This is a genomic window from Cupriavidus sp. DL-D2 (genome assembly GCF_039710735.1).
Lineage (GTDB): Bacteria > Pseudomonadota > Gammaproteobacteria > Burkholderiales > Burkholderiaceae > Cupriavidus.
The window spans coordinates 28,595-49,638 of the sequence record NZ_JBDKXK010000038.1 but is presented as its reverse complement, the minus strand read 5'-3'; the positions used below and the strand labels follow the sequence as shown (position 1 = coordinate 49,638).

Genomic DNA, 21,044 nt, shown 5'->3' with positions numbered 1-21,044 from the left:
TCGGGCCGCCCGCGGGTCATGGCGACCGGTTGCGGCCGATCAAATGTGTCCAGTCGCGGAAGGAACTGCACCAGCGTGCAAGAAACTGCGCAACGGCTTCGTCCGTTACGAGGCCGTCGTCCCGGAGCAGTCCTGGCCTGGCATGTATATAGGCTTCCTGATGGGCCATCACTGCCATATCCAACGCGGCAAGAATGTTTCGCAGATGCTGCTGGGCCATGCACGTTCCGAGTACACCTGGAGACGCACCGATGACCGCGCAGGGCAACCCCTTCCAGACACTGTTGTCCTTGGGTCGGGAACCGTAATCGATGGCGTTCTTAAGAACGCCAGGGATTGACCGGTTGTACTCCGGCGTGACGAAGATGAACGCGTCGGCCGCACTGCAAGCGCTTCGGAACGTCAGTACGTCAGGGTCTGCCCGCGATTCATCGTCCTCGTTGTAGTGTGGAAGGGCTCCGATTTCCACGATGGCACAGTCCATGTCCGGCGCGAGCAGGTTCATCAACGCCGTTGCAAGGCGGCGATTGATCGAGGATTCGCGCAGGCTACCGACTAGCAGCTTGACTTGAAGCCGTTCGGCCATGGCGACTATTCCTCGTCGGCCACAGCGTTACGCAGCAGGCCGACACCTTCCACTTCGACTTCGGCGATATCTCCAGGCTTCATGTACAGCGGAGGCTTGCGCGCAAGGCCGACGCCGGCCGGCGTGCCCATCAGGATGGTGTCGCCAGGCGCCAGTGACATTGCCTCGCTGACAAGCGAGATGACCGTCGCCGTGTCGAAGACCATGTCCGAAGTATTTGACGATTGCACCGTCTTTCCATTGAGTCGCGTTTCGATTCTCAGCCCGGCGCCGCCCAGGGGCACTTCATCTGCGGAAACGAACTCGGGCCCAATCGAGCCGGACCTATCGAAGTTCTTGCCTACCGTCCACTGCGGCGATTTGAATTGATAGTCGCGCACCGACCCTTCATTTGACACCGAGTATCCGGCGACATGATCAAGCGCCGCCGATTTCGGGATGTGCTTGCCTGCCTTCCCAATGAACGCGACCAGTTCTCCTTCGTAGTCGAACTGCTCGGAGCACCTGGGTCTGATCAGTGCGTCGTCATGCCCAACAAAGCTTGAAGCGACACGAAGAAAAAGGGTGGGGTAGGCGGGTTGCTCGAAGTTGCTTTCCTTCGTGTGGTCCAGGTAGTTAAGGCCCACGCAGATGATCTTTGCCGGTGCGAGTATCGGGGAGAGGTAGACGATCTGGTCCATGTCGACCGGCTCGCCCAACTGCGCGATGACTGCAGCCGCCTCGCGCATTGCGGAGGGGCCGAGGGCGAGTAACGTCTGGAGACATTGGGGGACGCGAGGGGCGTCGAAACCATTGAGGGCGCGCAAGCCTTCCGGAGTACGCACGGCAAGGGACGGTCGAGCATTTGTGCGTGTCTTGAAAGTGACGAATCGCATGAGCTTTCCTATTTTCTGGGCGTGAGTTTCCCCGCCCGGACACACGAGCAGTGCCTCCGGGTTGCGGGAATTAAATCGTGAGGAGGATTAGTGCGAGGCCGGGAAGTGGGTGTCGTGCTTCTCGCTGATTTGCGCGATATTTGCGCCAGCGAAGCCTGTTCCGGCCAGGTTGGAAATCTCGGTGAAGTAACGATCCTGTCCGCCTGGAACACTCCAGTCGAGCATTCGGGCAACTGTCGTACCGACATTCTTGAAGCTGTGCACAACACCGCGCGGCAGGTACACGATCGTGCCGGGTCCGACCGTGCGCGTGACGTCTCCCGCTGTCAGTTCATAGGTGCCTTCGACAATGAAGAAACACTCTTCCTGCATGTGATGCAGGTGGTCGGGAGGGCCCTCACCGGGCTTGTGGGATGCCATGATGACCGAGATCGTGCCGCCGGTGGCTTCGCTACTTAGCAGTACGCGCATATCAAGGCCGAACGGCTGGATGGGCGTCGCCTCATCGGGCGTCACGATGATTCCGCCCGTCATTTGTTCGGTGCTCATTGATGATCTCCTTCGGTGGCTCGCACCGGCGTACAGACAAATGAATCCATGGGAAGCATCCGGACACCCCGGTGCATCGGCACACAGGCAGGTGGGAATGCCTGCTGGAACGAGTCACCTCTTTCGAGTGCCCGTACGATGAAGCGCTCGAGAATGCGCATCGCACCGGTTTCGTAGTCGTGGAGGACCGTTAGAGCGTTTTCAAGGTGCGCGCATTGCTGCAGAGCGGTGTCCACCCATCCGTCCGGATCCTCCCAGTCACGTGAAATCGAATTCCAGAGCACGCAGGTGTAGCCGCCTGCTTCGAGATACGTGCAGGCAGCCCGACTCAGCAAATGCGGTCCGAGGATGCCGCCGCCGCCGAAAGGCCGGAACAACTTGTCAGGATGTGCAGCGCCGCCGATCAACGATTGCGTCCTGCCGATCTCGTCGTCGCAGGCGGACTCGACGGTGGACTTTCCCAGCGGCACCTCGTGCGTGAAGGTGTGATTGCCGATCCAGTGTCCTTCTTCGCGTGCCCTGTGCATCAGGGCACGATTGCTCGGCTCTACGATGTTCTTGCCGAGCACGAAGAACGTGGATCGGATGTCGTACTTCGCGAGTACATCCAGTACCCAAGGCGTGACGGCTTCGGTCGGACCGTTGTCGAAGGTGAGCGTTATCTGGCTCATTTAACATCCTTCGCCCGTTGTTCCATCGCCGCGGTAACCACGTTGGCGGTCTCGCGGAAATGGGCGGCCACGAGTTCGTTGACCTTGTCGACGTTGCGCTCCAACGCGGCGTCCATCAGGGCACGGTGTTCGGCGTTCACATCGCGCGGCCCCACGGGATGCGAGACGGAAAGCATGCGATATCGCTCTGACTGGTCGAACATGATCTCCCGGAAGCGCTCCAGCCAATCCGATCCGGCAGCACTCACAAGCGCGTTATGGAACCTGCGATGAAGGACAGCCCATGGAAGCATGGTGCCTTGCAACTCCGCCACGGCAACGGGCGTCGACCTCGACAGTTCGTGGTAGGCCGCCAGTACGCGCGCCTCCCAGGCGGCATCCCCTCGCTCGATCGACCGGCGTAGAGACACGCATTCCATCTCGATCCGCGATTCGGTCAGGTCATGGAGGTCGGCAATTGAGACAGGTGCAACCCGAAAACCTTTCTGGTCCAGCGCAATCGCCAACCCGTCGGCGACGAGGCGGGACAACGCCTCTCGCACCGCGCTTTGACTCACACCGTAACGATCCACCAGCGATGCCACGTGCAGCCGACTCCCCGGCTCCACGCGGGCATCCAGGATTTCTCCACGAATCGATTCGAAGACGGCCAGCGTCTGACTTTTGGGGCTAAGGCTTGTAGTGGACATGGAATATTCTGTGCCAAACGATGTAGTCTATTTTGGCGACAAAATATCAAAAAGTCGAGATTTATATGGCATGGGGTTTACCCGCGTGCCTGCTCTTCAGGGGCGTGTCGTCAGTGTGAAGACAGGAGCAGTTAAATTCCATGACGCAAAGATTCGTGCCTTGCTCAGATCCTTGCAGACGGGACGTGGTGCCGGCATCTACATGGGCGTCGAGCAAAACCGCGCGCCGATGTCGTGCCCGCCAGACGATTTCATTTCGGTGATGGGATCTGGAAACGCTTGAAGAAACAAGGCGAATCGTGGTTGGACGACCGGAGGGCATTGCATGGGCTCACGCCCACTGAATGCCCCCTTGGCAACACTATTCCCTTTTTTCGCTAGACATCCGATAGCGAAGTCGTCGAACGCTGCCACTGCCTAAAGCAATAGATTGCCGACCGTTTCAAAGGGCGAATTTTTCCAGAGATTGAGGGCAGAAATGGGCCGGGTTCCGGCCGTCCGTCACCCAACATGGCAGTGTCGCCTTCTGGCCGAACTGAGACATCGAATTGCTGCAGCGGGCATGTTGGCATCTTACTCCCGCCGTAGTCCGCTACCGGCCAGAAGCGGTCTCTGGCCAAAACGGTACCGAATGGCGGATTGGTGACCAACAGCGGACATTAGATTATCCCAAGGATCTCTCATCCAGAGCCCCCCACGAACGCACCGGGGATTCCTGATGCGACCGACTCCGTGACACAACAGCACGCACCTGGCCCAGGCGGGGCTAAGTGCGTGCTTGGACGTCTGCGGAGGTATTCCGGGGTCAGGACGATGTCGTTGACGCCGCGGCGGATGGCCTCGCCGAAGTCGCGCATGACCTACCGGTTCGGCTGGGAGCCATCATTTTTCGACGCATCCAGCGTTTGTGCCGGCTCAGTCGACGCGCGTCTTCCGGCTACTTCTCTCGGAATACGCGCTGCACACGCTAGTGCCTCACGCGTTGGAGCGCATCTAGGCCTAGGCCACTGGGATCCGCATCGAACGCTCATCAACTCTCCGTCCTCGCGCAATGTTAAGGCAACGTTCTGCCGCTAAATTGCCTACGAAGCCGCATCGGTTTGGTCCTTTAAGGTGGAATTACAAAGGCCTGATGCGGTCGGCAACTTATGTGCGGATCATTGAGACGCCAACTATTGGGAGAGTTCATGAAGGCGTTGTATGCAATAGCTATCGCCGTCGGCTTGCTATCGGGATGTGCGGTTGATCGCCATGAAGCGAGGGCCGGTGTCAAAGGGGCGTTGATTGGTGCGGCGGGTGGCGCCGCCCTTAGTGCTCTCGCTGGGGGAGATCCGGCGAAAGGAGCTGCGATTGGAGCGGCTGCAGGCGCCACGGTCGGAGTTGTTAGTGCTGACTCAGATCGTCACGATCGACGCGGTGACCATCGTTGGTAGTTCCAGTTAACGCTGGCAGTCTCACTCTCTAAGCGTGCGTCCGGAACCAGCGTGGACACATCGTTCGTGCAAAGGCCAACTCGTCCGGACACGCGCCTGATCCTAGAAGTATCCGAACAGCCTTGGCCCACGTTGCTCAATGTCCGCCGTCGTGCCGGCACGGCGATCGACTCGCAACTCACCTTGTTGTTGGCGTTCAATCAGCCCTGCGGATCTCGACGAGTTGCTTTCGCTCTGGCTGCACGGGGTGGAAGTTCGCTGCAGAGGAATGTCCTCAATCACTCGTCCCTAACCTGCTCATTCTCGACGGGCATGTTCCTTTGCGTCAGATTCAGCGACCTCCTGGCGTGATGGGAGAGGAAGTCTACTCTGGCGCTTAGGCTGCTGAAGAGCAACTGAGTTAGCCGTTACTTAGATCGCGGTGTGCCGCAGTGATTAGTCGCCACACCAAGGGTAAGTCCTATCAAGTTTGACGGAGATGCACTGTCCGAGCTACCTCTGAACAGCGAGCGAGTCGTGCGTAGCATGTGAGCTATCTGAAAGTGTGAGTCGGGGGTAATGTTCCGGCAATGTCCTTGATTGAAGATGCCTGACAGGATCGCACTGATCTACACCCCGTCACATTTTCAAAAAAAGTAGGAACTACGATGTCCGCCCGGATTATGCGGCAAGTGGCAGATCTTGCGTCTGCCATCGAACCAGACCAGAGCGTAGTATTTCGCTGGATTACTGATAGCAAAATAGACAGCCTGAGCGGAAGAACGCCTTTTGAAGCTGTCATGGATGGCGAGGGGGCGCTGGTCCTGTCCTTTCTCGATAATGTGCTGCAGGAAGGTCGAGCCGTCGTGACACGTATCTACAGCAACGCGTCGAGATGCTGAAAGCGACACCGACGTATGCACGCGGATCTGTGGTCTTCCACGAAGGCTCGCAGTTTCCGCCCCGGCCTCCGCGGTTCTCCGACAGCAGAACTAATCCCGATCTAGTACTCCCCGTATTGTGAATACATTGGCTGCATTCGACAAATGCACGCAATGGCTGGCAATGTTTACACAATGTTCAGGATGCATGCTTGGGCTCACGCCTATCGTTAAAGGGCCATGTGTCAATGGCGATAGTGAGAATTACCAGCTCAATTTTCCGGAACATCCCAATATGAATGGTTGGCATAAGAAGACCGCAGCCGCGTTCGTTATCTCCTCGTTCGTAGGCTTCGCCCCCTACGTGCATGCCTCCGAGCAACAACCCGCAGTCGCAGATGATGCTTGGCATGGCAGTATTGGCCTAGGCGGAATTTCGACGCCAAGATACCCCGGCGCTGACAGTCAACGTGCGCTTGTAGTTCCAGTCATAAGCGCCACCAAGGGACGGTTTCTCCTGGGCGCTGTGGATACCGTGCCCACCGTGCCATTTGGAATCGGTTGGCGCCTCTATCGAGGCGATAATCTTCAGGTCGTTGTTGCTGGATCGTATGACCTCTACAGTCTTCGCAAAGAGTCGTTGGATCCGCGACTGGCTGGTCTGGGAGATATTGAAAAGACGGCTCGTGCGGCCCTAGCCGTAAGATACACGATCGATAGATACTCGGCGTTTGGCACTGTAACTTCCGATGTCGGCGGAAAACACCAGGGTAGCCAGTTCCGTATCGGGGCAGACGCCAGATTTTCGCCATTCGCCAAGACCATCATCACCATTGGTCCGAGCGCAACATGGGGTACGAGTCAGGCAAATCAGACAATGTTCGGTATCAACGATTCGCAACATTTGAATTCAGGACGTCCGCTGTTTTCTCCAGGGTCTGGACTGACTGAGGTAGGCTTCTCCGTCGGTGCCATATACACCATTTCCTCAAATTGGAGTCTAGCTGCGCGGGCATCAGTTTCGCGTCTGTCAGATAAAGTCTCGGAAAGCCCTATAGTGGCAAACCAAAACCAGTTTAGCGGCGCATTGCTAGCGTCGTATAGCTTCTAAGACGCTGGTATTCAGTGGGGAGCAGCCCGCGTATTAAACATACCAGGCCGCTCTTCCCCTATTTCGTATTTTTTAGCTCATTCAACTGAGCGGCGCGAATCGTCGCCCGCAATTCTTGCTTGGACACTTGTCCATCACGATCGACGTCGATCTCGTCGAAATGCTCCGCTAGGTGGGGATTAACTTTCGCCTCATCTCTGCTGATGAATCCGTCACCGTTGGCATCAGCGACGGAAAAAGCCCGATCGAACAAGGTTGATTGTTTATCCAAGCGAGCCTTCATTGCGGCAGAGAATTCCGTACGGCTTATGCTTCCATTCTTGTTCGTGTCCATGGCAGCGAATGCACTATCGATAAATGAGCTGTGGTCGCTCGTTAATGCATTCGCCGATGCTGTGACGATAGACGATATAGCTAGAAAAAGAAGTTTTACTTTCATTGGCTCTATCAGATTGAGGGAGAGATAATGCGAACGTCGATGCGTTAGCCAAAAACCAAGGCGTTAGTATCGATGCCGTGGTCGATAACCTGGATGCCATGATTCATGTGGACCATGGTCTTGATGGAATCTAGAGGGGCGAGGCCGCTCGGGCGTCGTTATGTTTCCAATCGTCCCGCCAGCTACCGCGCCGCCTGCGGTTGCCCAGAGGTCACCGCCGGAGACAAGTGCACCTCCTAGTGCGCCAATCGCTGCTCCAACAACCGTCCGACGCTCAGATTCGGTCATTGCTGTCGCGGATTGTGACGCAACCGTGAATATGCCGCCGACTGCAGCGGCCAGCAGCAAACGCATGGCTGCTGTGCTCGAAAATGTACTCATGTGCCGAGTTTGATGTGTTGAGTTGCTGAGACGAATAAATGAGGCGACGTATCACATCGTGCGACGCTCATCAAACAGAGTCATCGTAAATTGCCGACATTGCCGCTACATTGCGCACGGGAAAAATTTCTCGTCGTGGAGATTGAACCAAGCCTATGGTAATGTCATGACATTCCGAGAATATTAGTTATTTTGGGTCAAAGTTAGTCCGATTGAAAATGAAATTAAGCCCGTATTTGAGTGTGCGCCTTGCCGCACAGGTATCTTTGGCTCAGGCATTAGTATTTGCGACAGCAATGCTATTAATGTGCATTATCCTCGTCGATAAGTCGGTATACAGAATGTCAGAATCCGTGGCTGACGATGTTGCATCCGCAATACACGAGGATGGTGGTGAAATCGTGTTCGATCAAGATGCGGCGCCGGCGGAGTTCACTCAAAGCAGGAGCGCTTGGTTAATCGCCGTAGACGATAAGCATCGCACCGTGGAATTTGGACCCGTGCCGAATGCATATCGGGTGTTGGGGGCGACGCTGAATAACCTGGGGCAGTTGGAAGTGAGCACAAAAATGAACTCATTCGACCTGGCTAGCCGACTTGTCGTCAAAGAACACTCGTGGGGCACTACACATACGTTGGTGGGAGGCGTGCCACAAGGCGGGTTTCTTGAAATCTACTACTTTCTCCTTCGGTTTTTCGGCGGTTGGATTGGCATGCCTCTTTTCATAACTATAGGGGTCGTTACGCCATGGATCATTCATCGAAGCTTACGTGGCACACGGGCGATTGCCAAAGAGGCATTGACTATTGACCTTTCACGAAAGGGTAAGACTCTGGACACTTCCACGGTTCCTGCCGAGATTCAGCCGTTGGTCTCCGCCTTTAACGAGGCTTTGCAGAGACTGTGGCAAGCGGCTGATGAGAGAGAACGTTTTTTGGCCGATGCCGCTCATGAGTTGCGGATGCCAATCGCAGTACTTGGCACAAGGCTTAGCAGCTTTCCGCCAAGCGAGGGTAAGAACCGTCTGAAGCTAGATTTGTCCAGACTCGAGAATTTGGCAGAGCAGTTGCTCGACCTTCAACGAATAGGACGGACCCTCCGAGATCGGAAGATCGTAGATCTGACTGAGATTTGTAGGGAGGTTGCCTCCGATATGGCTCCGCTTATTGTCGAAGCGGGTTACTTATTCTCCGTGGAAATCCATGACAAAGCGATCTGTGTTCTTGCAGATTCGGGCTCATTGAGGAGGCTCATGATCAGTCTTCTCCATAACGCGATGATACATGGCGGTGGAACTGGCGAGATTACAATCGGCATCGACAAGTTCGGGGTCATTCGAGTTTTGGATTGCGGCCCAGGTATTCCGCCTGCGGAAAGGACGAACGTTTTTCAGCCCTTCTACCGGCTCAATGCGACAGGCGGCGGGAGCGGTCTCGGATTGCATCTCGCTCGCGAAACTGTCTTGCTGCTGGGAGGCACAATACGAATCTCTGACGCGCCGAAGGGGGGTGCGGCGTTTATTGTTAGCTTGCCGGTTGCAAAGGAGTTCTAGAAATGCGTCTCCTGGTGGTAGAAGACGACCCGGATATGGCAGATGCTCTGGCCACAAATTTACGGGACCAGGGCATGGTTGTCGACATCGTTGGATCAAGAGTTTTAGCGAGGGCCGCGCTTGAAATCAATAGTTATCGAATGATCCTGCTGGATAGACAGTTGCCAGATGGCGATGGCGCGGAACTTATTCCATTTGCTCGAGGTCTTTATCCCGACCTACCCATCATCATGTTGACTGCAAAGCAAGCCGTCGCCGATCGTGTCGTCGGCCTGGATCTCGGAGCGGATGATTATCTTACTAAGCCATTTGCGATGGACGAGTTGCTCGCTCGTATCCGAGCAATTGCAAGGCGACCGGCTCAGATTCCGATGGCGACCCTCACGGTTGGTAATCTTTCGTTTGATTTCGTTGCACGCCAAGCCTTTGTCGACGAGCAACGATTGCCTTTGCCTCGCAGACAATTGCTTGTTCTGGAGACGTTGGCGCTGCGTGTCGGACGGACTGTCACGAGGGAGAAGTTATTTGAGTCCGTATATGGATTTGACGAACATATCCAATCGAATGCTATGGATGCTCATATTTCTAAACTCAGGAAATCCCTGCATGCAGCCGGTGCGCGCGTGGAGATACACGTCATTCGCGGCCTCGGATATTTGATGCAAGCGATTGAATCGTAGTAGCGGTCTTTTTTCCTGTCGAACATTGCGACAACATTGCGTCGATACGATGGAATTGGCCCTACTGAGTGGTAGTTCTCAAGCGCCGCCGTCAATCAGTATAGTTTTAGCAGTTGTAAGCCACCCCTGCTTACGACTTTCCCGCCAGTTGAGGCCCGTTGTCTTCGAGGCCCGTTATCCTCGGGAATGACGGGTCATTTTTTTGATGCTGAGTCATTAGCATATGGCGATTGGGTAGGCCGTAAGGCACTATCTTCGCGACCGTATTGATCGAGCATGAGGATCTGAAGATTTTGTTGCCGCGAATGCGGATTGGACAACTCGATCTTCTTGTCGAGGGCCGTTGGCGGGCAAACGAGCGACCGAGAAGGGTCGGAAAGCGCCATCTAAGTCGTGGGCGGCCTGGGAGGGCCATCGACTGAGTCGTCGTTCGATGCAAAGAGAGGATGGTTTCGCATCGCCTGTTCGAGGTCGAGCCGGTTTACCAATCGCTGTCGCTTGATGTTCAGCGGCACCTTGGCGGGCCGCGGTGGCTCGCCGTGCAGCGTCCGTGAGGGGGCTGCGAAGCGGCGGTTGTCACGCAACGACTGAACCTCCGCTGCGATAGCCAGTGTCCGGCCCAACCGCTTGTTGTCGACGATCGCGCCCTGGTCGACCTCCGGAAAGCGATCGTAAGTGGTGTAGGGGAGGGGGCCGCCATTCGCCCACAACTCGACATGCCCATCGGGATACTCGGCGACCTCGATATAGTGGTGGATCAACCCCCGGTGCTCGGGAAGATCCTCAAGCATGTACAACACCTTGGCGTACTGCAGCGTCAGGCTCTGTGACACCTTGCGCCACTCCCGCCAACTGAAGATCCGTGCCAGATTCTCATCGCCGCGCAACGGCCGGTGCGCATCGAACTCACTGCGCGGCGTTTTGCCAAAGCGAGCGTTGAAGTCGGCCATGAAGATGGGCGCGAACCTGTTCGCCGCCTCCATCGAATTGATACGGTGCAGCCGCAGTTCCTTGACCAGACGGTCCTGCAGGGTACCGTTCATCCGTTCGACACGGCCCTTTGCCTGACTTGTGTTGGCGCACAGAATATCGATGTTGAGTTCGTACAACGCCCGGCCGAACTGTGTATAGCCGCGGCCTTCGGCATTGTCCTTCGCATTGACCCGAAAGACGCCAGCCTTGTCGGAATAGAACGCTTGGGGCTTGCCATGGCGCTCGAGGTAAGCGCGTGTGGCGGCGAAATAGGCCAGCGTCGACTCTGTCGGCACGAACAGCAATTGCAGCAGGCGGCCCGTGGCATCGTCCACGAAGACCAGCAGCGTGCAGGCCGGCGCCCGGTCCTCGAACCACGCGTGATCGCTGCCGTCGATCTGCACCAGTTCGCCCAGACAGGACCGGCGATTGCGCGGTTGATGGATCCTGGGCGGCCGTTGCCTGCGTGGCACCCAGAAGCCCGCGTCGATCATGATCCGGCGTACCGTCTCCTTGGCCAGGTGGATGCCGTGCCGTTCACGCAGCTTTTCGGCGGCGAGCGTCGGGCCAAAGTCGGCATAGCTGTCACGGATCAGGCCGCGCCCGCGAGCCTCGACGCCTTGCGGGAGCTGGTTGTGACCAGATTGGCCCCAGCGGCGGGAGACCAGACCCTGTGGGCCGTCCAGCCGGTACCGCTGCGCCAGCCGCTCCACCTGGCGCCGGCTGAGCCCGAGCTTCTCGGCGGCGCGCCAGACCATCAGGCCGTCCCGCACGACGGCCTCGATGACCTTGCAGCGATCCAGTTCCCGCAGGCTCATGGTGATGGTGTCCGGTCGTGTCATGTCGCGCTCCAACGAAGCCTTGGGGTACGACATCTCAATCTAGCTCAGGCACGACATTACAACTTGGCCGCGACACCTGTTGTGAGCATAATTAGTGTTATGTTAAATAACAGTTTTCGTTTTTTCGTAATTTCAGGATTGGCTGGTCGAACAAGGAAGACAGGAAGAAGCCGCTGAATCCGCCTACTTCACAGAGGCAAGCTCAAGGCGACACCGGCATTTCCTGTCACGTCCTGCAAGGACATTGTGCCAATGGCGCTTTGCGAGATGTATTCGGTGACGCGTTTGCGCGCGAGATTGGTATGCGATGCACCGAGTTGCTCTGCCCGGTCAGCGTCGCGTCGCACAATGGCATCCAGAATCTGGCGATGCTCGTGCTGTCCGCTACTTGTTTCTGCATGGTTCAGATCAGCGCCGGTGGCGTGGATGCAAAACCATCCGAAAAGACCTCCCGGAGGTAATCCACAAACACCTGCGACACCCTTGAGGCGTGGGCGGAATAAGGGCGAATGGCGTACAACCAATCGCCAAATGCCCCTGTCGATCGCCACTGCGGCAACACTTCGACCAGGCGGCCGGTCTCCAGAGCGGATTGGGCGCTGAAGTCCGGAAGCAATGCGATGCCCACCCCTTCGATCGCTGCATCACGCAATGCTTCACTGTTGTTCACGGTCAGCGGCCCGGTGACTGGGACGGTTACCGGATCGGCATGCTTCGACCCCGGACTTGCCACCGAAGGCACGAACGTCCAGGTTGTCGCCCCTTGCCGCCTCGGATAGTGCAAACAGGCGTGGTCAACCAAGGCTTGCGGCGTTTCGGGAGACCCTCGGCTGCGCAGGTACGCCCTGCTCGCGACCAGAATTGCGCGCGTCGATGACAGCGTCCAGGCGACGTGGGTTTCCGGCGGGGCTGACGTATGACGGACTGCGATGTCAAAGCCCTCTTGCGCCAGCGGCCGCAGGCGATCCGACATATCCAGTTCCAACTGGATCTGGGGATACTTCCGCAGGAACTCCGGAAGACGAGGCACAAGCTGTTGTCTGGCAAATGCCACGGGAGCGGTCACGCGCAGAAATCCCCTTGGCGCCCCGGCCAGGTCTCGAACATTGGCGTAGCCCGTGGCAATTTGCTCGAAGGCGCCACGCATCGACTCCACCAATTGCCGACCAGCATCGGTCAGGCTCGCGCTGCGCGTTGTCCTTTGAACCAGCGCGATGCCGGCGGCCTTCTCCAGATCCGTGATGTGCTGGCTCATGGACGCCTTGCTGACTCCGAGACGCGCGGCGGCTTTGCTGAAACTGCCTTGCTGCTGCAGAACAACCAGCCAATGCAGGTGTTCCCAGAGTTCTTCGACGTTCTCTTTGCGCATCCCCATGATCCCTAATCCGCACATATTTGGTTGATATTTCGTAGCCGTAGCATGCCACCGGATCAAATTCCTGAACAGTAAGTTCGGCGCCACCGGACTACCGAGGGCTCAGGGCGGTCCATACACTGCAGGCATCCACAACGCGGAGGACGATTCCTCCCGCCCCGCACTGACAGGAGATGCCCATGACTGCGCCCTATACCAATACGTCCGAGGTCATTCATTTCATTTCCGGCGAGCCGTATGCAGGCAATGGCAAGCGGTCGCAGGCCGTCTTCAATCCCGCCACCGGCGCGGTAGCACGGCAGGTTCGCCTGGGGACCGTTGAAGACGTTGACGCTGCAGTGGCCTCGGCAGTCGCGGCATTTCCCAAGTGGGCAGATACGCCGCCCATTCGACGCGCCCGGGTGATGCTGAAGTTTTTGGAGCTTATGAATCAGCACAAAGACGAGCTTGCGGCGATCATCACCGCCGAGCACGGCAAGGTGCTGAGTGATGCCGCAGGCGAAGTCAGCCGTGGCATCGACATCATCGAATTCGCCTGCGGCGTGCCTCAGCTTCTGAAGGGCGACTTTACGGATCAGGTATCGACCGGCATGGATAACTGGACGCTGCGCCAGCCGCTCGGCGTGGTTGCAGGTATCACCCCGTTCAACTTCCCGTGCATGGTCCCGTGCTGGATGTTCCCGGTTGCGATCGCAACGGGCAATTGCTTCATCCTCAAGCCGAGCGAACGCGATCCCTCCGCATCGCTTTTCATGGCTCGCCTGCTCAAGGAAGCGGGACTGCCCGACGGCGTGTTCAATGTCGTCCAAGGTGACAAGACCGTGGTGGATGCCCTCCTCCATCACGAAGACGTCAAGGCGGTCAGCTTCGTGGGCTCCACCCCGATTGCGAACTACATCTACGAAACGGGCGCGAAGCTTGGCAAGCGCGTCCAGGCACTAGGCGGCGCGAAGAACCACATGGTGGTGATGCCCGATGCAGACATCGACCAGGCCGTGGACGGATTGATCGGCGCTGCCTACGGTTCCGCTGGCGAGCGCTGCATGGCGATTTCCGTTGCGGTGCTCGTTGGCGATGTGGCCGACAAGATCATGCCGAAGCTGGAAGCCCGCGCACGCGAACTGATCATCAAGAACGGCATGGAGGCCGACGCCGAAATGGGCCCGGTTGTCACCGGGCAAGCGCTTGAACGGATCGAGAACTACATTGCGCTTGGCGTCGAAGAAGGCGCGAAGCTCGTCGTCGATGGCCGGAACTACAAGGTTCCCGGCCATGAACAAGGCTTCTTCACTGGCGGCACGCTCTTCGACAACGTCACGCCCGAGATGCGCATCTACAAGGAAGAGATCTTCGGCCCGGTGCTGTCATGCGTGCGCGTGGATGATTTCACGGAAGCGGTGAAGCTGGTCAACGCACACGAATTCGGCAACGGCGTCGCATGCTATACGCGTGATGGTCAGGTGGCTCGTGAGTTTGGTCGCCGCATCGAAGTGGGGATGGTCGGTATCAACGTGCCCATTCCTGTCCCGATGGCATGGCACGGCTTTGGAGGCTGGAAGCGCTCGTTGTTCGGGGACATGCACGCATACGGCGAAGAAGGCGTGCGGTTCTACACCCGCCAGAAGAGCATCATGCAACGGTGGCCGAACGACACGGCGCGCGGCGCGGAATTCGCCATGCCCACTGCCAAGTAACATCGTGGAGGACGAGGCCGCGCTGTTCTGCGCGCCTCGTCCAGGCAAGGATTTTTATCTTGAGTAGCCACGCGATCTGGCCACCGTATTAGTGCGGGGTGGCTGCAGACGCCTCCTTGGCTGCCGTCTTCTTCGCCTCCGCACCATATGTCTTGACGAGGTAGTCCACGATGGGCTCGACGTCCTCATCCTTCAGCGGCGCACCGAAAGGCTTCTTCATCTTCTTTACCGTTGCATCCCAATAGGCGCGGGGTGAAGTGGATGGCTGTGTACTGACGTACTGCGCCGAATGGCAAGTCATGCAGTTTTGCAATGCGAGGTTGTAACCTGGCAGGGTGCTCGGCTTGTAAATGGCAGTCTCCTGCGGCAACTTGATTTCTTTAGGCGCGGCCCAGGCCAAGGAACTGGCGAGCGCTGCGGCGGCGATGGCAATGACGACTCGAGTTGTTTTCATCGCGCGCTCCCTCAGATCACCACAACCTGCGTGACTTCCACGACATTGCGCATATAGCCGGCGGGGTTCCAGCGCGGCGTCATGGGCTGGATCTCTCCCGCCCGGCTGCGGGCTCTCACGCAGAGCTCGAGATTGCCCTTCCTGGAGGGCCGATAATCGATGCGCCACTCCCGAAATGAGTACTTTCCCAGATCCTTCCCGAGCGTTGTCGGGTGCCACGTCTTGCCCCCGTCGTCGGAAAGCGAAACCTCCGCGATGCCGCTACCACCGTCGAACGCGATGCCTTTGATCGTGGTCTTCGCATCCGCGCGCAGGGTCTGGTTGTGGCCGTGGCTGGTGATGAACGATCGGACGTTGAATCGGCCAATCGGCACGGTCTCGCTGGGCGTCGTCCCTGGCTCCACGCAAGCGCAGTCATTCTTCGGGATGCGGTACGCCGACTTGACCCAGAACCCGTCGAACGGCTTGTCGAGGACTTCAATATGGGAGAGGTGCTTGACCCAGTAAGTCCCGTAGTAGCCTGGCACCACCAGACGCAGGGGATAGCCGTTGAGGAACGGCAAGTCCTTGCCATTCATCTGCCATGCGAGCATGACTTCTCCGTCCATCGCATGGTCCAGCGTCAATGCCTTCATGAAATCGGGTCCGCCTTCCAGTGGCGGCCGGTCGAGCCCGTCGAACGACACCGCCACTGCGCCTGATTTCACCCCCGCCTTTTCCAGCACCGTACGAAGGGGAATTCCTGTCCAACGCGCGTTTCCCATGGCACCGTTACCCAACTGGCCGCCATTCACGCGAGGTGAGAAGAAACCGCGACTGTTTCCCGAGCACTGGTTTACGGCGACAACTTCAACCGTCTTGCCCATCTTGCGCAATTCGCCGAGACTCAATTCCAGGGGTCGTCCGACATGCCCGTCAATCTTGAGCCGATACGTCGCAGCATCGATGGACGTCGGGATGCCGCTCCAGTGGTAGCGCACGAAAAAGGCATCGTTCGGGGTAATTGGCCCTTCATTGAAAATCTCGAAAGGCGTTTCCAACTGCGGCGGTCGATTCGTCAGCAGGATCAGTGGCCGCTTCTGGGGAAATGCGACAAGTTCACGGTGCCCGTTCTCAAAGGGCATGTCCCGTCCGAGCTGCGCGGCGAGAATTGACCTGCCATGGGCGCCCAACAGGCCTCCCATGGCCAATGCGGCACCGCGCGCCAGAAAGTGCCGGCGCCGTGGAACGCTGGTCACCGGTTGGGAGTGAGTTTTCATAGGGTGTCTCCTGTGGTCTTACCTGCTTATCCATATGGAGCGTAACGGCGAAAGCACGTGTGGGTCTAACTTGCTTTTCTTGTATGCCTGATCGATTTCTTTAATAATGCCGCGCCTCCACATCCCTGCAATTCCGGTGAGGGCGTTCTCGGCTTTCTCGGCTTTCTCGGCTTTGGGCAGCTATGATGGCTGCCTTCCCGGTTCGCATATTCAAGATGTCAGACACTCCGCAACAGCGCCTGATTGCGCAGCTTGGCCTGGTGCCGCACCCCGAGGGCGGCTTTTACCGTGAGACTTATCGTGACGAGGCGCGCGTGACGCGTACCGTTGATGGTGAAGCGCGTTCAGCGTCCACGGCGATCTACTACCTGCTTTGCGATGCGGCGTATTCAGCGTGGCACCGTATTCGCTCGGATGAGATCTGGCACTTCTACGCTGGTGATCCGCTTCATGTGCACTGGCTGGATTCGGCCGGAACGCTGGTCACGCATCGGCTCGGGAATCCGTTGGTGGATCCGGATACGGTCTTTCAGGCCGTGGTGCCCGCTGGCTGCTGGTTTGCCGCGGAACGTGTGCCGGGTGCCAGCGGCGGCGCTGGCTATTCCTTGGCGGGTTGTACGGTGGCGCCCGGGTTCGAGTTCAGTGAGTTCGAGCTTGCGGATGTCGCGTCGATCACGACAGCGCATCCCGGGCATGCGGAGGTTCTGAGGCGGCTGATCCGCTGTTAGGTCACGCATTGGCCCGGATACGCGCGCCCTGCTCTGCCGCGTTGTAACGGGCTGACCGGATTTGCCGTCGCCCGTGTTCAGACCGCAAACGTTCAGACCACAAGCGGTGTGGTGGCACCATCGATCGAAAGTATGGCGCCGGAGATGTAGCTGGCGCGCGCCGATGCGAGGAACAGCACGGCATCTGCGATTTCCTCGGGCTTCGCCAGCCTTCCCGGCCCGGTGCGGTCATTGGCTTTGCGCAGCGCCTCTTCGATGGTCGTGCCGGCCAGTTTCGCTTCGGCCTCCAGCCCCTGGTTGAGTCTTTCCGTACGGGTGACGGAAGGATTGACCGCATTGACCCGCACGCCAGATCGTCCGTAGGCGTTTGCCAGCCCTGCCGTCGCCAGCATCAGGGCGGCGTTGGCTGCGCCACCCGGCAAATGGGTTGGGCTGGGGACCTTGCCACCCATCCCCACAATGTTGACGATCGCGCCACTGCCTGCCTGTCCCATCCGCTTGATGACCGGATCGATGACATTGATGTAGCTGAAATACTTCGCATCCATGGCATCGCGCCATGCTTGTGGGGTGAGATCCGTGAAAGGGGTCCGACGCGCGCCGCCCGCCGATGTCACGAGGATATCGATACCGCCTAGCGCGGCCACAACGTCATCCACCGCACGCTCCGCGCTTTTCGCGTCGATGAGGTCGGCGGACGCGGACACCACGTTAGCGGCTGGAAAATCGCCAGCCAGTGTGGTCAGCGCTGCCGAAAGATTTGTCTCGCTACGTCCGACAATCGCAACCTTTGCGCCCTCGCGCAGGAAGGCTCTGGCGCAGGCCAGGCCGATGCCACGACTGCCCCCGGTAATCAACACACGCTTGCCGCCAAGGTCCAGGTCCATGTTTGCCTCCAGATTGTCATGGGCGAACCCTAGCACGATGACGGCCAATCGTCAGAGCCCCCCCTCGCCTGGCACTCGCCTCGTTCAGGCGGTCATTCTGCTGGCGATAACGGATTGCCTAAATTTCGCCAGGGGATGGCCGTTGAACTTCCTGATTCAACGCTATCACCGCTTTCAGCCCCGCAGGCAGGAAACATACAGTTGAAAAAGGACGGTGACGTGATGTTTTCGACGCAGGAAAGTCGACTTCACGCGAGGACGTCCAGGCCGCGGCGGTAATGCTTGTCGGCTTGGCTCACCTCGACTAGCCTGCTATCGACAACGATTCTTCGCAGCGCGGCAAGACCCATTTGATGCCAGAACGTTCGACCATCCTGAATGGCAAAGCCCTTCATCGACTACGTCAGATATTTTCCCCGTTGAATCTGGCGGCGGCGGCATGGTTGATCGCAACATGGGCGTTTGCGACGTTCCAGCTCGTGAACGAGCGGGACCGCTTGCTGCGCGATGCCGCTACACGCACGCAAGCGGAAGCGGTGGCCTTTGGCGCGTACTCGAAATCCAGCATCCTGAGGCTCTCGGAATTCCTTCTTGCGTTGCGGGCCGGTTGGCTGGTGGGCGAGACGGGGTTCGTCAACATGGTGCGCGAGCGGCAGAACCTGGTCGTGGACCTGTCGTTCCAGGTAGCAGTGATCGACAAGCACGGGCTGCTCATCTACTCGTCCATCGCTCCGCCGACTGCTGGCGAGAGGGTCGATCTCAGCGACCGCGAGCATTTCCGGTTTCATCAGAACGCGGGTGGGCGGGACACGCTATTCATCAGCGATCCGGTGAAGGGCAAAGTCTCGCGCAAGTGGTCGATCCAGTTTACGCGCCCTATCCTGCGCGACGGCCGCTTCGATGGCGTCATCGTGGTCTCCGTCAGTCCGGAGCAGTTCGCAAGCTTTGCGCAGACGTTCACAAACCGCGAGGGTGAGGTGGCGTCGGTTATCAAGAATTCCGGCCAGATTCTTGCGCGCTTGCCGGCGCTGGAGGGTTCGCTTGCCAGGGCGGTCAGCAACCGGCCCTACCTTGCGAGCGATTCGCCCCAGTCCGGCAGCTTCCGCGCGGTGTCGGCCTCGGAGAACATCGAACGGGTCTTCGGATACTCTCGCGTGCCGGAGTTCGAGCTCAATTTCGTGGTGGGTCAGTCGGTGGATCTGGTGCTGGCGCCATACAAGGTCTATCGGCGCGTGGCATTTGCCGGTGCGATTGCTTCCACACTGCTGCTTGGCCTGCTGTACTACAGCCTGCGCCGCTCCATGGCCGAGCGACGGCGCCATCTGGAGGAGATGCGGCTGGCCTCCATCGTCTATTCATCCAGCAGCGAGGCCATGGTAGTGACGTCGCTCGACGGCACCATTATCGATGTGAATCCGGCCTTTGCCACGGCCACGGGCTATGCCGCCGAAGAGATCAGGGGCCGCCCAGGGTATTGCCTCAACGGCACTGCCAATGCGGCCGGGCTGGTCGAACGCCTGCGGGCCTCGCTAAAAGCCAAGGGCAGTTGGAGCGGCGAATTTTCGATTCGTTGCAAGGACGGCAGCGAGTTTCCTGCCTACCTGACCGTGGACACCTATCTGCACCACGCGTATGGGGAGCGCCGTCGCGTCGCGCTGATCCATGACATCACCGAGAAACGCCAGGCGGAGGAAGTCATCCGGCATCAGGCAAACTTCGACGCGCTGACGGACCTCCCCAACCGCCGCCTGTTTTTCGGACGCCTGGAGCAAGAGATCGAGCGTTCGCGCGGCACGCAGAATGTGCTGGCCCTGTTGTTCATCGACCTGGATCGGTTCAAGGAAGTGAACGATACCCTTGGCCACGATCAGGGCGACCTCCTGCTGCTTGAGGCGGCGCGACGCATTGCCGGATCGGTGCGCGCATCGGACACCGTCGCGCGGCTGGCCGGCGACGAGTTCACGGTGATCCTGCCCGAGGTGGGCGACGCCGGCGTTGCCGCGAACATCGCCGAGGCAATCCTCAAGCAGATCGCAGCGCCCTATCGCCTGGCCGGCGAGCTTGTGGAGGTGTCCGCGAGCATTGGCGTGGCAACGTTCCCAAAGGATGCCGACGATGCCGAGGCCCTGCTGGTGTACGCCGACCACGCGATGTTTGCCGCCAAGGAGGAAGGCCGCAATCGCTGGAAGGTGTTCACCCAATCCCTGCTGCAAGCCGAGCGGGAGCGTCTGCGCATCACACAGGACCTCCGTACGGCGCTCGCGTCGAACCAGTTCGCGCTGCATTACCAGCCCATCGTCGATTTGCGCACAGGCAAGGTCTGCAAGGCGGAAGCCCTCATTCGCTGGAACCACCCGCTGCGTGGACCCATCCCTCCGGCGGACTTCATCGCGGTTGCGGAGGAGTCCGGCCTCATTATCGATATTGGCCGCTGGGTACTGGCGGAGGCCGTGGATCAGCTCGCGCGCTGGCAGGCGCTGCTGGGCAAGGACTTCCAGATATCGGTCAACAAATCCCCTATCGAGTTCCGCGCGCCGGCGAGCGGCCCCGAGTCCTGGTCCAGCATGATCGAGCGCCGGAAGGTGCCGGTGGGCGGTCTTGTCATCGAGATTACCGAAGGCTCGCTGATGGAGCAAAGCAACGATGCCATGGATCAGCTCTCTCGCTTCCAGGCCGCGGGCATCGAGATCGCGCTCGACGACTTTGGGACGGGCTATTCGTCCTTGTCGTACCTGCGCCGCCTGGATATCGACTACATCAAGATCGACCGGTCCTTCATCCGTTCACTGACGCGCGGTCCGGACGATGTGGCCCTGTGCCGGGCCATCATCAGCATGGCGCATGCGCTGCGTATCCGCGTGATTGCCGAGGGCGTGGAAACCGAGTCGCAGCGCGACATCCTGGTGGCTGCCGGCTGCGACTACGGTCAAGGCTACTTCTTCTGTCCGCCGGTGGAAGCCAGCGCCTTCGAGGCATTCGTGAGTGCCGTAACTTGAGCCAATGCCT

Annotated in this window: 21 protein-coding genes; 9 read left to right on the top strand and 12 right to left on the bottom strand. The window is 58.6% G+C overall.

All coding sequences use genetic code 11. The features are described 5' to 3' along the window. Positions 1–16 precede the first annotated feature (16 nt). From ABDB81_RS19755 to ABDB81_RS19735, 5 genes are all read right to left on the bottom strand, one after another. Complete coding sequence (locus tag ABDB81_RS19755; RefSeq protein WP_137924380.1) at positions 17–586, bottom strand: NADPH-dependent FMN reductase; 570 nt, start codon at positions 584–586, stop codon at positions 17–19. A gap of 5 nt (positions 587–591) precedes the next feature. After that, on the bottom strand, positions 592–1,461 hold the full coding sequence (locus ABDB81_RS19750) for a fumarylacetoacetate hydrolase family protein (protein WP_346813005.1): 870 nt from the start codon (positions 1,459–1,461) through the stop codon (positions 592–594). Positions 1,462–1,548: 87 nt separating this feature from the next. After that, positions 1,549–2,010 (bottom strand): cupin domain-containing protein, encoded by a 462-nt coding sequence (locus tag ABDB81_RS19745; RefSeq protein WP_346813004.1) that lies wholly within the window; start codon positions 2,008–2,010, stop codon positions 1,549–1,551. Continuing rightward, positions 2,007–2,681, bottom strand: a complete 675-nt coding sequence (locus tag ABDB81_RS19740; protein ID WP_346813003.1) for a polysaccharide deacetylase family protein — start codon at positions 2,679–2,681, stop codon at positions 2,007–2,009. The genes ABDB81_RS19745 and ABDB81_RS19740 overlap by 4 nt, the downstream gene beginning before the upstream one ends. After that, positions 2,678–3,370: an FCD domain-containing protein gene (locus ABDB81_RS19735; protein ID WP_346813002.1), complete on the bottom strand. Its 693-nt coding sequence runs from the start codon at positions 3,368–3,370 to the stop codon at positions 2,678–2,680. The genes ABDB81_RS19740 and ABDB81_RS19735 overlap by 4 nt, the downstream gene beginning before the upstream one ends. On the opposite strand from ABDB81_RS19735, the gene ABDB81_RS19730 reads away from it, so the two are divergent. The 4 genes from ABDB81_RS19730 to ABDB81_RS19715 all read left to right on the top strand — a co-directional run bounded on the left by ABDB81_RS19730 (position 3,369) and on the right by ABDB81_RS19715 (position 6,774). Continuing rightward, complete coding sequence (locus ABDB81_RS19730; protein ID WP_346813001.1) at positions 3,369–3,653, top strand: hypothetical protein; 285 nt, start codon at positions 3,369–3,371, stop codon at positions 3,651–3,653. The two genes, ABDB81_RS19735 and ABDB81_RS19730, sit on opposite strands and share 2 nt — an antisense overlap. Before the next feature lie 865 nt (positions 3,654–4,518). Further along, positions 4,519–4,803 carry a YMGG-like glycine zipper-containing protein gene (locus ABDB81_RS19725; RefSeq protein WP_346813000.1) on the top strand — a complete coding sequence of 95 codons (285 nt, stop codon included), beginning with the start codon at positions 4,519–4,521 and terminating at the stop codon, positions 4,801–4,803. A gap of 647 nt (positions 4,804–5,450) precedes the next feature. After that, entirely contained in the window at positions 5,451–5,684 is a 234-nt protein-coding gene (locus ABDB81_RS19720) for a hypothetical protein (RefSeq protein WP_137924364.1), read from the top strand. 127 nt (positions 5,685–5,811) lie between these two features. Further along, the gene (locus tag ABDB81_RS19715) at positions 5,812–6,774 is read left to right on the top strand and encodes a MipA/OmpV family protein (RefSeq protein ID WP_346812999.1); all 963 of its coding nucleotides are present in this window, start codon (positions 5,812–5,814) and stop codon (positions 6,772–6,774) included. Positions 6,775–6,832: 58 nt separating this feature from the next. On the opposite strand, the gene ABDB81_RS19710 is transcribed toward ABDB81_RS19715, so the two are convergent. Beyond that, on the bottom strand, positions 6,833–7,213 hold the full coding sequence (locus tag ABDB81_RS19710) for an EF-hand domain-containing protein (RefSeq protein ID WP_346812998.1): 381 nt from the start codon (positions 7,211–7,213) through the stop codon (positions 6,833–6,835). Between the two features lie 599 nt (positions 7,214–7,812). On the opposite strand from ABDB81_RS19710, the gene ABDB81_RS19705 reads away from it, so the two are divergent. Next, a complete protein-coding gene (locus ABDB81_RS19705; RefSeq protein ID WP_346812997.1) occupies positions 7,813–9,147 on the top strand; it encodes a HAMP domain-containing sensor histidine kinase in 1,335 nt (444 codons plus the stop codon). 2 nt (positions 9,148–9,149) lie between these two features. Continuing rightward, entirely contained in the window at positions 9,150–9,827 is a 678-nt protein-coding gene (locus ABDB81_RS19700; protein WP_346812996.1) for a response regulator transcription factor, read from the top strand. Positions 9,828–10,213: 386 nt separating this feature from the next. Here the strand turns inward: ABDB81_RS19700 and ABDB81_RS19695 are convergent, their stop codons facing one another. The 3 genes from ABDB81_RS19695 to ABDB81_RS19685 all read right to left on the bottom strand — a co-directional run bounded on the left by ABDB81_RS19695 (position 10,214) and on the right by ABDB81_RS19685 (position 13,010). Then, the gene (locus ABDB81_RS19695) at positions 10,214–11,641 is read right to left on the bottom strand and encodes an ISNCY family transposase (protein ID WP_346812995.1); all 1,428 of its coding nucleotides are present in this window, start codon (positions 11,639–11,641) and stop codon (positions 10,214–10,216) included. Positions 11,642–11,829: 188 nt separating this feature from the next. After that, complete coding sequence (locus tag ABDB81_RS19690; RefSeq protein WP_346813088.1) at positions 11,830–12,048, bottom strand: FCD domain-containing protein; 219 nt, start codon at positions 12,046–12,048, stop codon at positions 11,830–11,832. Continuing rightward, positions 12,045–13,010, bottom strand: a complete 966-nt coding sequence (locus ABDB81_RS19685; protein WP_346812994.1) for a LysR family transcriptional regulator — start codon at positions 13,008–13,010, stop codon at positions 12,045–12,047. The genes ABDB81_RS19690 and ABDB81_RS19685 overlap by 4 nt, the downstream gene beginning before the upstream one ends. Before the next feature lie 185 nt (positions 13,011–13,195). Between ABDB81_RS19685 and ABDB81_RS19680 the strand changes: the two genes are divergently transcribed. Continuing rightward, complete coding sequence (locus tag ABDB81_RS19680) at positions 13,196–14,710, top strand: CoA-acylating methylmalonate-semialdehyde dehydrogenase (RefSeq protein WP_346812993.1); 1,515 nt, start codon at positions 13,196–13,198, stop codon at positions 14,708–14,710. Between the two features lie 88 nt (positions 14,711–14,798). Here the strand turns inward: ABDB81_RS19680 and ABDB81_RS19675 are convergent, their stop codons facing one another. Both ABDB81_RS19675 and ABDB81_RS19670 read right to left on the bottom strand, forming a co-directional pair. Beyond that, positions 14,799–15,164 (bottom strand): cytochrome c, encoded by a 366-nt coding sequence (locus ABDB81_RS19675; RefSeq protein WP_346812992.1) that lies wholly within the window; start codon positions 15,162–15,164, stop codon positions 14,799–14,801. 11 nt (positions 15,165–15,175) lie between these two features. After that, a complete protein-coding gene (locus tag ABDB81_RS19670) occupies positions 15,176–16,348 on the bottom strand; it encodes a molybdopterin-dependent oxidoreductase (protein ID WP_346813085.1) in 1,173 nt (390 codons plus the stop codon). Between the two features lie 290 nt (positions 16,349–16,638). Between ABDB81_RS19670 and ABDB81_RS19665 the strand changes: the two genes are divergently transcribed. After that, on the top strand, positions 16,639–17,151 hold the full coding sequence (locus tag ABDB81_RS19665; RefSeq protein WP_137927208.1) for a cupin domain-containing protein: 513 nt from the start codon (positions 16,639–16,641) through the stop codon (positions 17,149–17,151). A 92-nt stretch (positions 17,152–17,243) separates the two neighbouring features. Here ABDB81_RS19665 and ABDB81_RS19660 read toward each other — a convergent pair whose 3' ends face one another. Beyond that, positions 17,244–18,038 (bottom strand): SDR family oxidoreductase, encoded by a 795-nt coding sequence (locus ABDB81_RS19660; RefSeq protein ID WP_346812990.1) that lies wholly within the window; start codon positions 18,036–18,038, stop codon positions 17,244–17,246. A gap of 353 nt (positions 18,039–18,391) precedes the next feature. Between ABDB81_RS19660 and ABDB81_RS19655 the strand changes: the two genes are divergently transcribed. After that, complete coding sequence (locus ABDB81_RS19655) at positions 18,392–21,034, top strand: EAL domain-containing protein (RefSeq protein WP_346812989.1); 2,643 nt, start codon at positions 18,392–18,394, stop codon at positions 21,032–21,034. Positions 21,035–21,044: the final 10 nt, after the last annotated feature.

What these genes read in the sequence shown, in the direction of transcription:
- ABDB81_RS19755 (WP_137924380.1), bottom strand. Translation starts at nt 586, where the DNA reads ATGGCCGAACGGCTTCAAGTCAAGCTGCTAGTCGGTAGCCTGCGCGAA.
- ABDB81_RS19750 (WP_346813005.1), bottom strand. Translation starts at nt 1,461, where the DNA reads ATGCGATTCGTCACTTTCAAGACACGCACAAATGCTCGACCGTCCCTT.
- ABDB81_RS19745 (WP_346813004.1), bottom strand. Translation starts at nt 2,010, where the DNA reads ATGAGCACCGAACAAATGACGGGCGGAATCATCGTGACGCCCGATGAG.
- ABDB81_RS19740 (WP_346813003.1), bottom strand. Translation starts at nt 2,681, where the DNA reads ATGAGCCAGATAACGCTCACCTTCGACAACGGTCCGACCGAAGCCGTC.
- ABDB81_RS19730 (WP_346813001.1), top strand. Translation starts at nt 3,369, where the DNA reads ATGGAATATTCTGTGCCAAACGATGTAGTCTATTTTGGCGACAAAATA.
- ABDB81_RS19735 (WP_346813002.1), bottom strand. Translation starts at nt 3,370, where the DNA reads ATGTCCACTACAAGCCTTAGCCCCAAAAGTCAGACGCTGGCCGTCTTC.
- ABDB81_RS19725 (WP_346813000.1), top strand. Translation starts at nt 4,519, where the DNA reads ATGTGCGGATCATTGAGACGCCAACTATTGGGAGAGTTCATGAAGGCG.
- ABDB81_RS19720 (WP_137924364.1), top strand. Translation starts at nt 5,451, where the DNA reads ATGTCCGCCCGGATTATGCGGCAAGTGGCAGATCTTGCGTCTGCCATC.
- ABDB81_RS19710 (WP_346812998.1), bottom strand. Translation starts at nt 7,213, where the DNA reads ATGAAAGTAAAACTTCTTTTTCTAGCTATATCGTCTATCGTCACAGCA.
- ABDB81_RS19705 (WP_346812997.1), top strand. Translation starts at nt 7,813, where the DNA reads ATGAAATTAAGCCCGTATTTGAGTGTGCGCCTTGCCGCACAGGTATCT.
- ABDB81_RS19700 (WP_346812996.1), top strand. Translation starts at nt 9,150, where the DNA reads ATGCGTCTCCTGGTGGTAGAAGACGACCCGGATATGGCAGATGCTCTG.
- ABDB81_RS19695 (WP_346812995.1), bottom strand. Translation starts at nt 11,641, where the DNA reads ATGACACGACCGGACACCATCACCATGAGCCTGCGGGAACTGGATCGC.
- ABDB81_RS19685 (WP_346812994.1), bottom strand. Translation starts at nt 13,010, where the DNA reads ATGCGCAAAGAGAACGTCGAAGAACTCTGGGAACACCTGCATTGGCTG.
- ABDB81_RS19680 (WP_346812993.1), top strand. Translation starts at nt 13,196, where the DNA reads ATGACTGCGCCCTATACCAATACGTCCGAGGTCATTCATTTCATTTCC.
- ABDB81_RS19675 (WP_346812992.1), bottom strand. Translation starts at nt 15,164, where the DNA reads ATGAAAACAACTCGAGTCGTCATTGCCATCGCCGCCGCAGCGCTCGCC.
- ABDB81_RS19670 (WP_346813085.1), bottom strand. Translation starts at nt 16,348, where the DNA reads ATGGGAGGCCTGTTGGGCGCCCATGGCAGGTCAATTCTCGCCGCGCAG.
- ABDB81_RS19665 (WP_137927208.1), top strand. Translation starts at nt 16,639, where the DNA reads ATGTCAGACACTCCGCAACAGCGCCTGATTGCGCAGCTTGGCCTGGTG.
- ABDB81_RS19660 (WP_346812990.1), bottom strand. Translation starts at nt 18,038, where the DNA reads ATGGACCTGGACCTTGGCGGCAAGCGTGTGTTGATTACCGGGGGCAGT.
- ABDB81_RS19655 (WP_346812989.1), top strand. Translation starts at nt 18,392, where the DNA reads ATGCCAGAACGTTCGACCATCCTGAATGGCAAAGCCCTTCATCGACTA.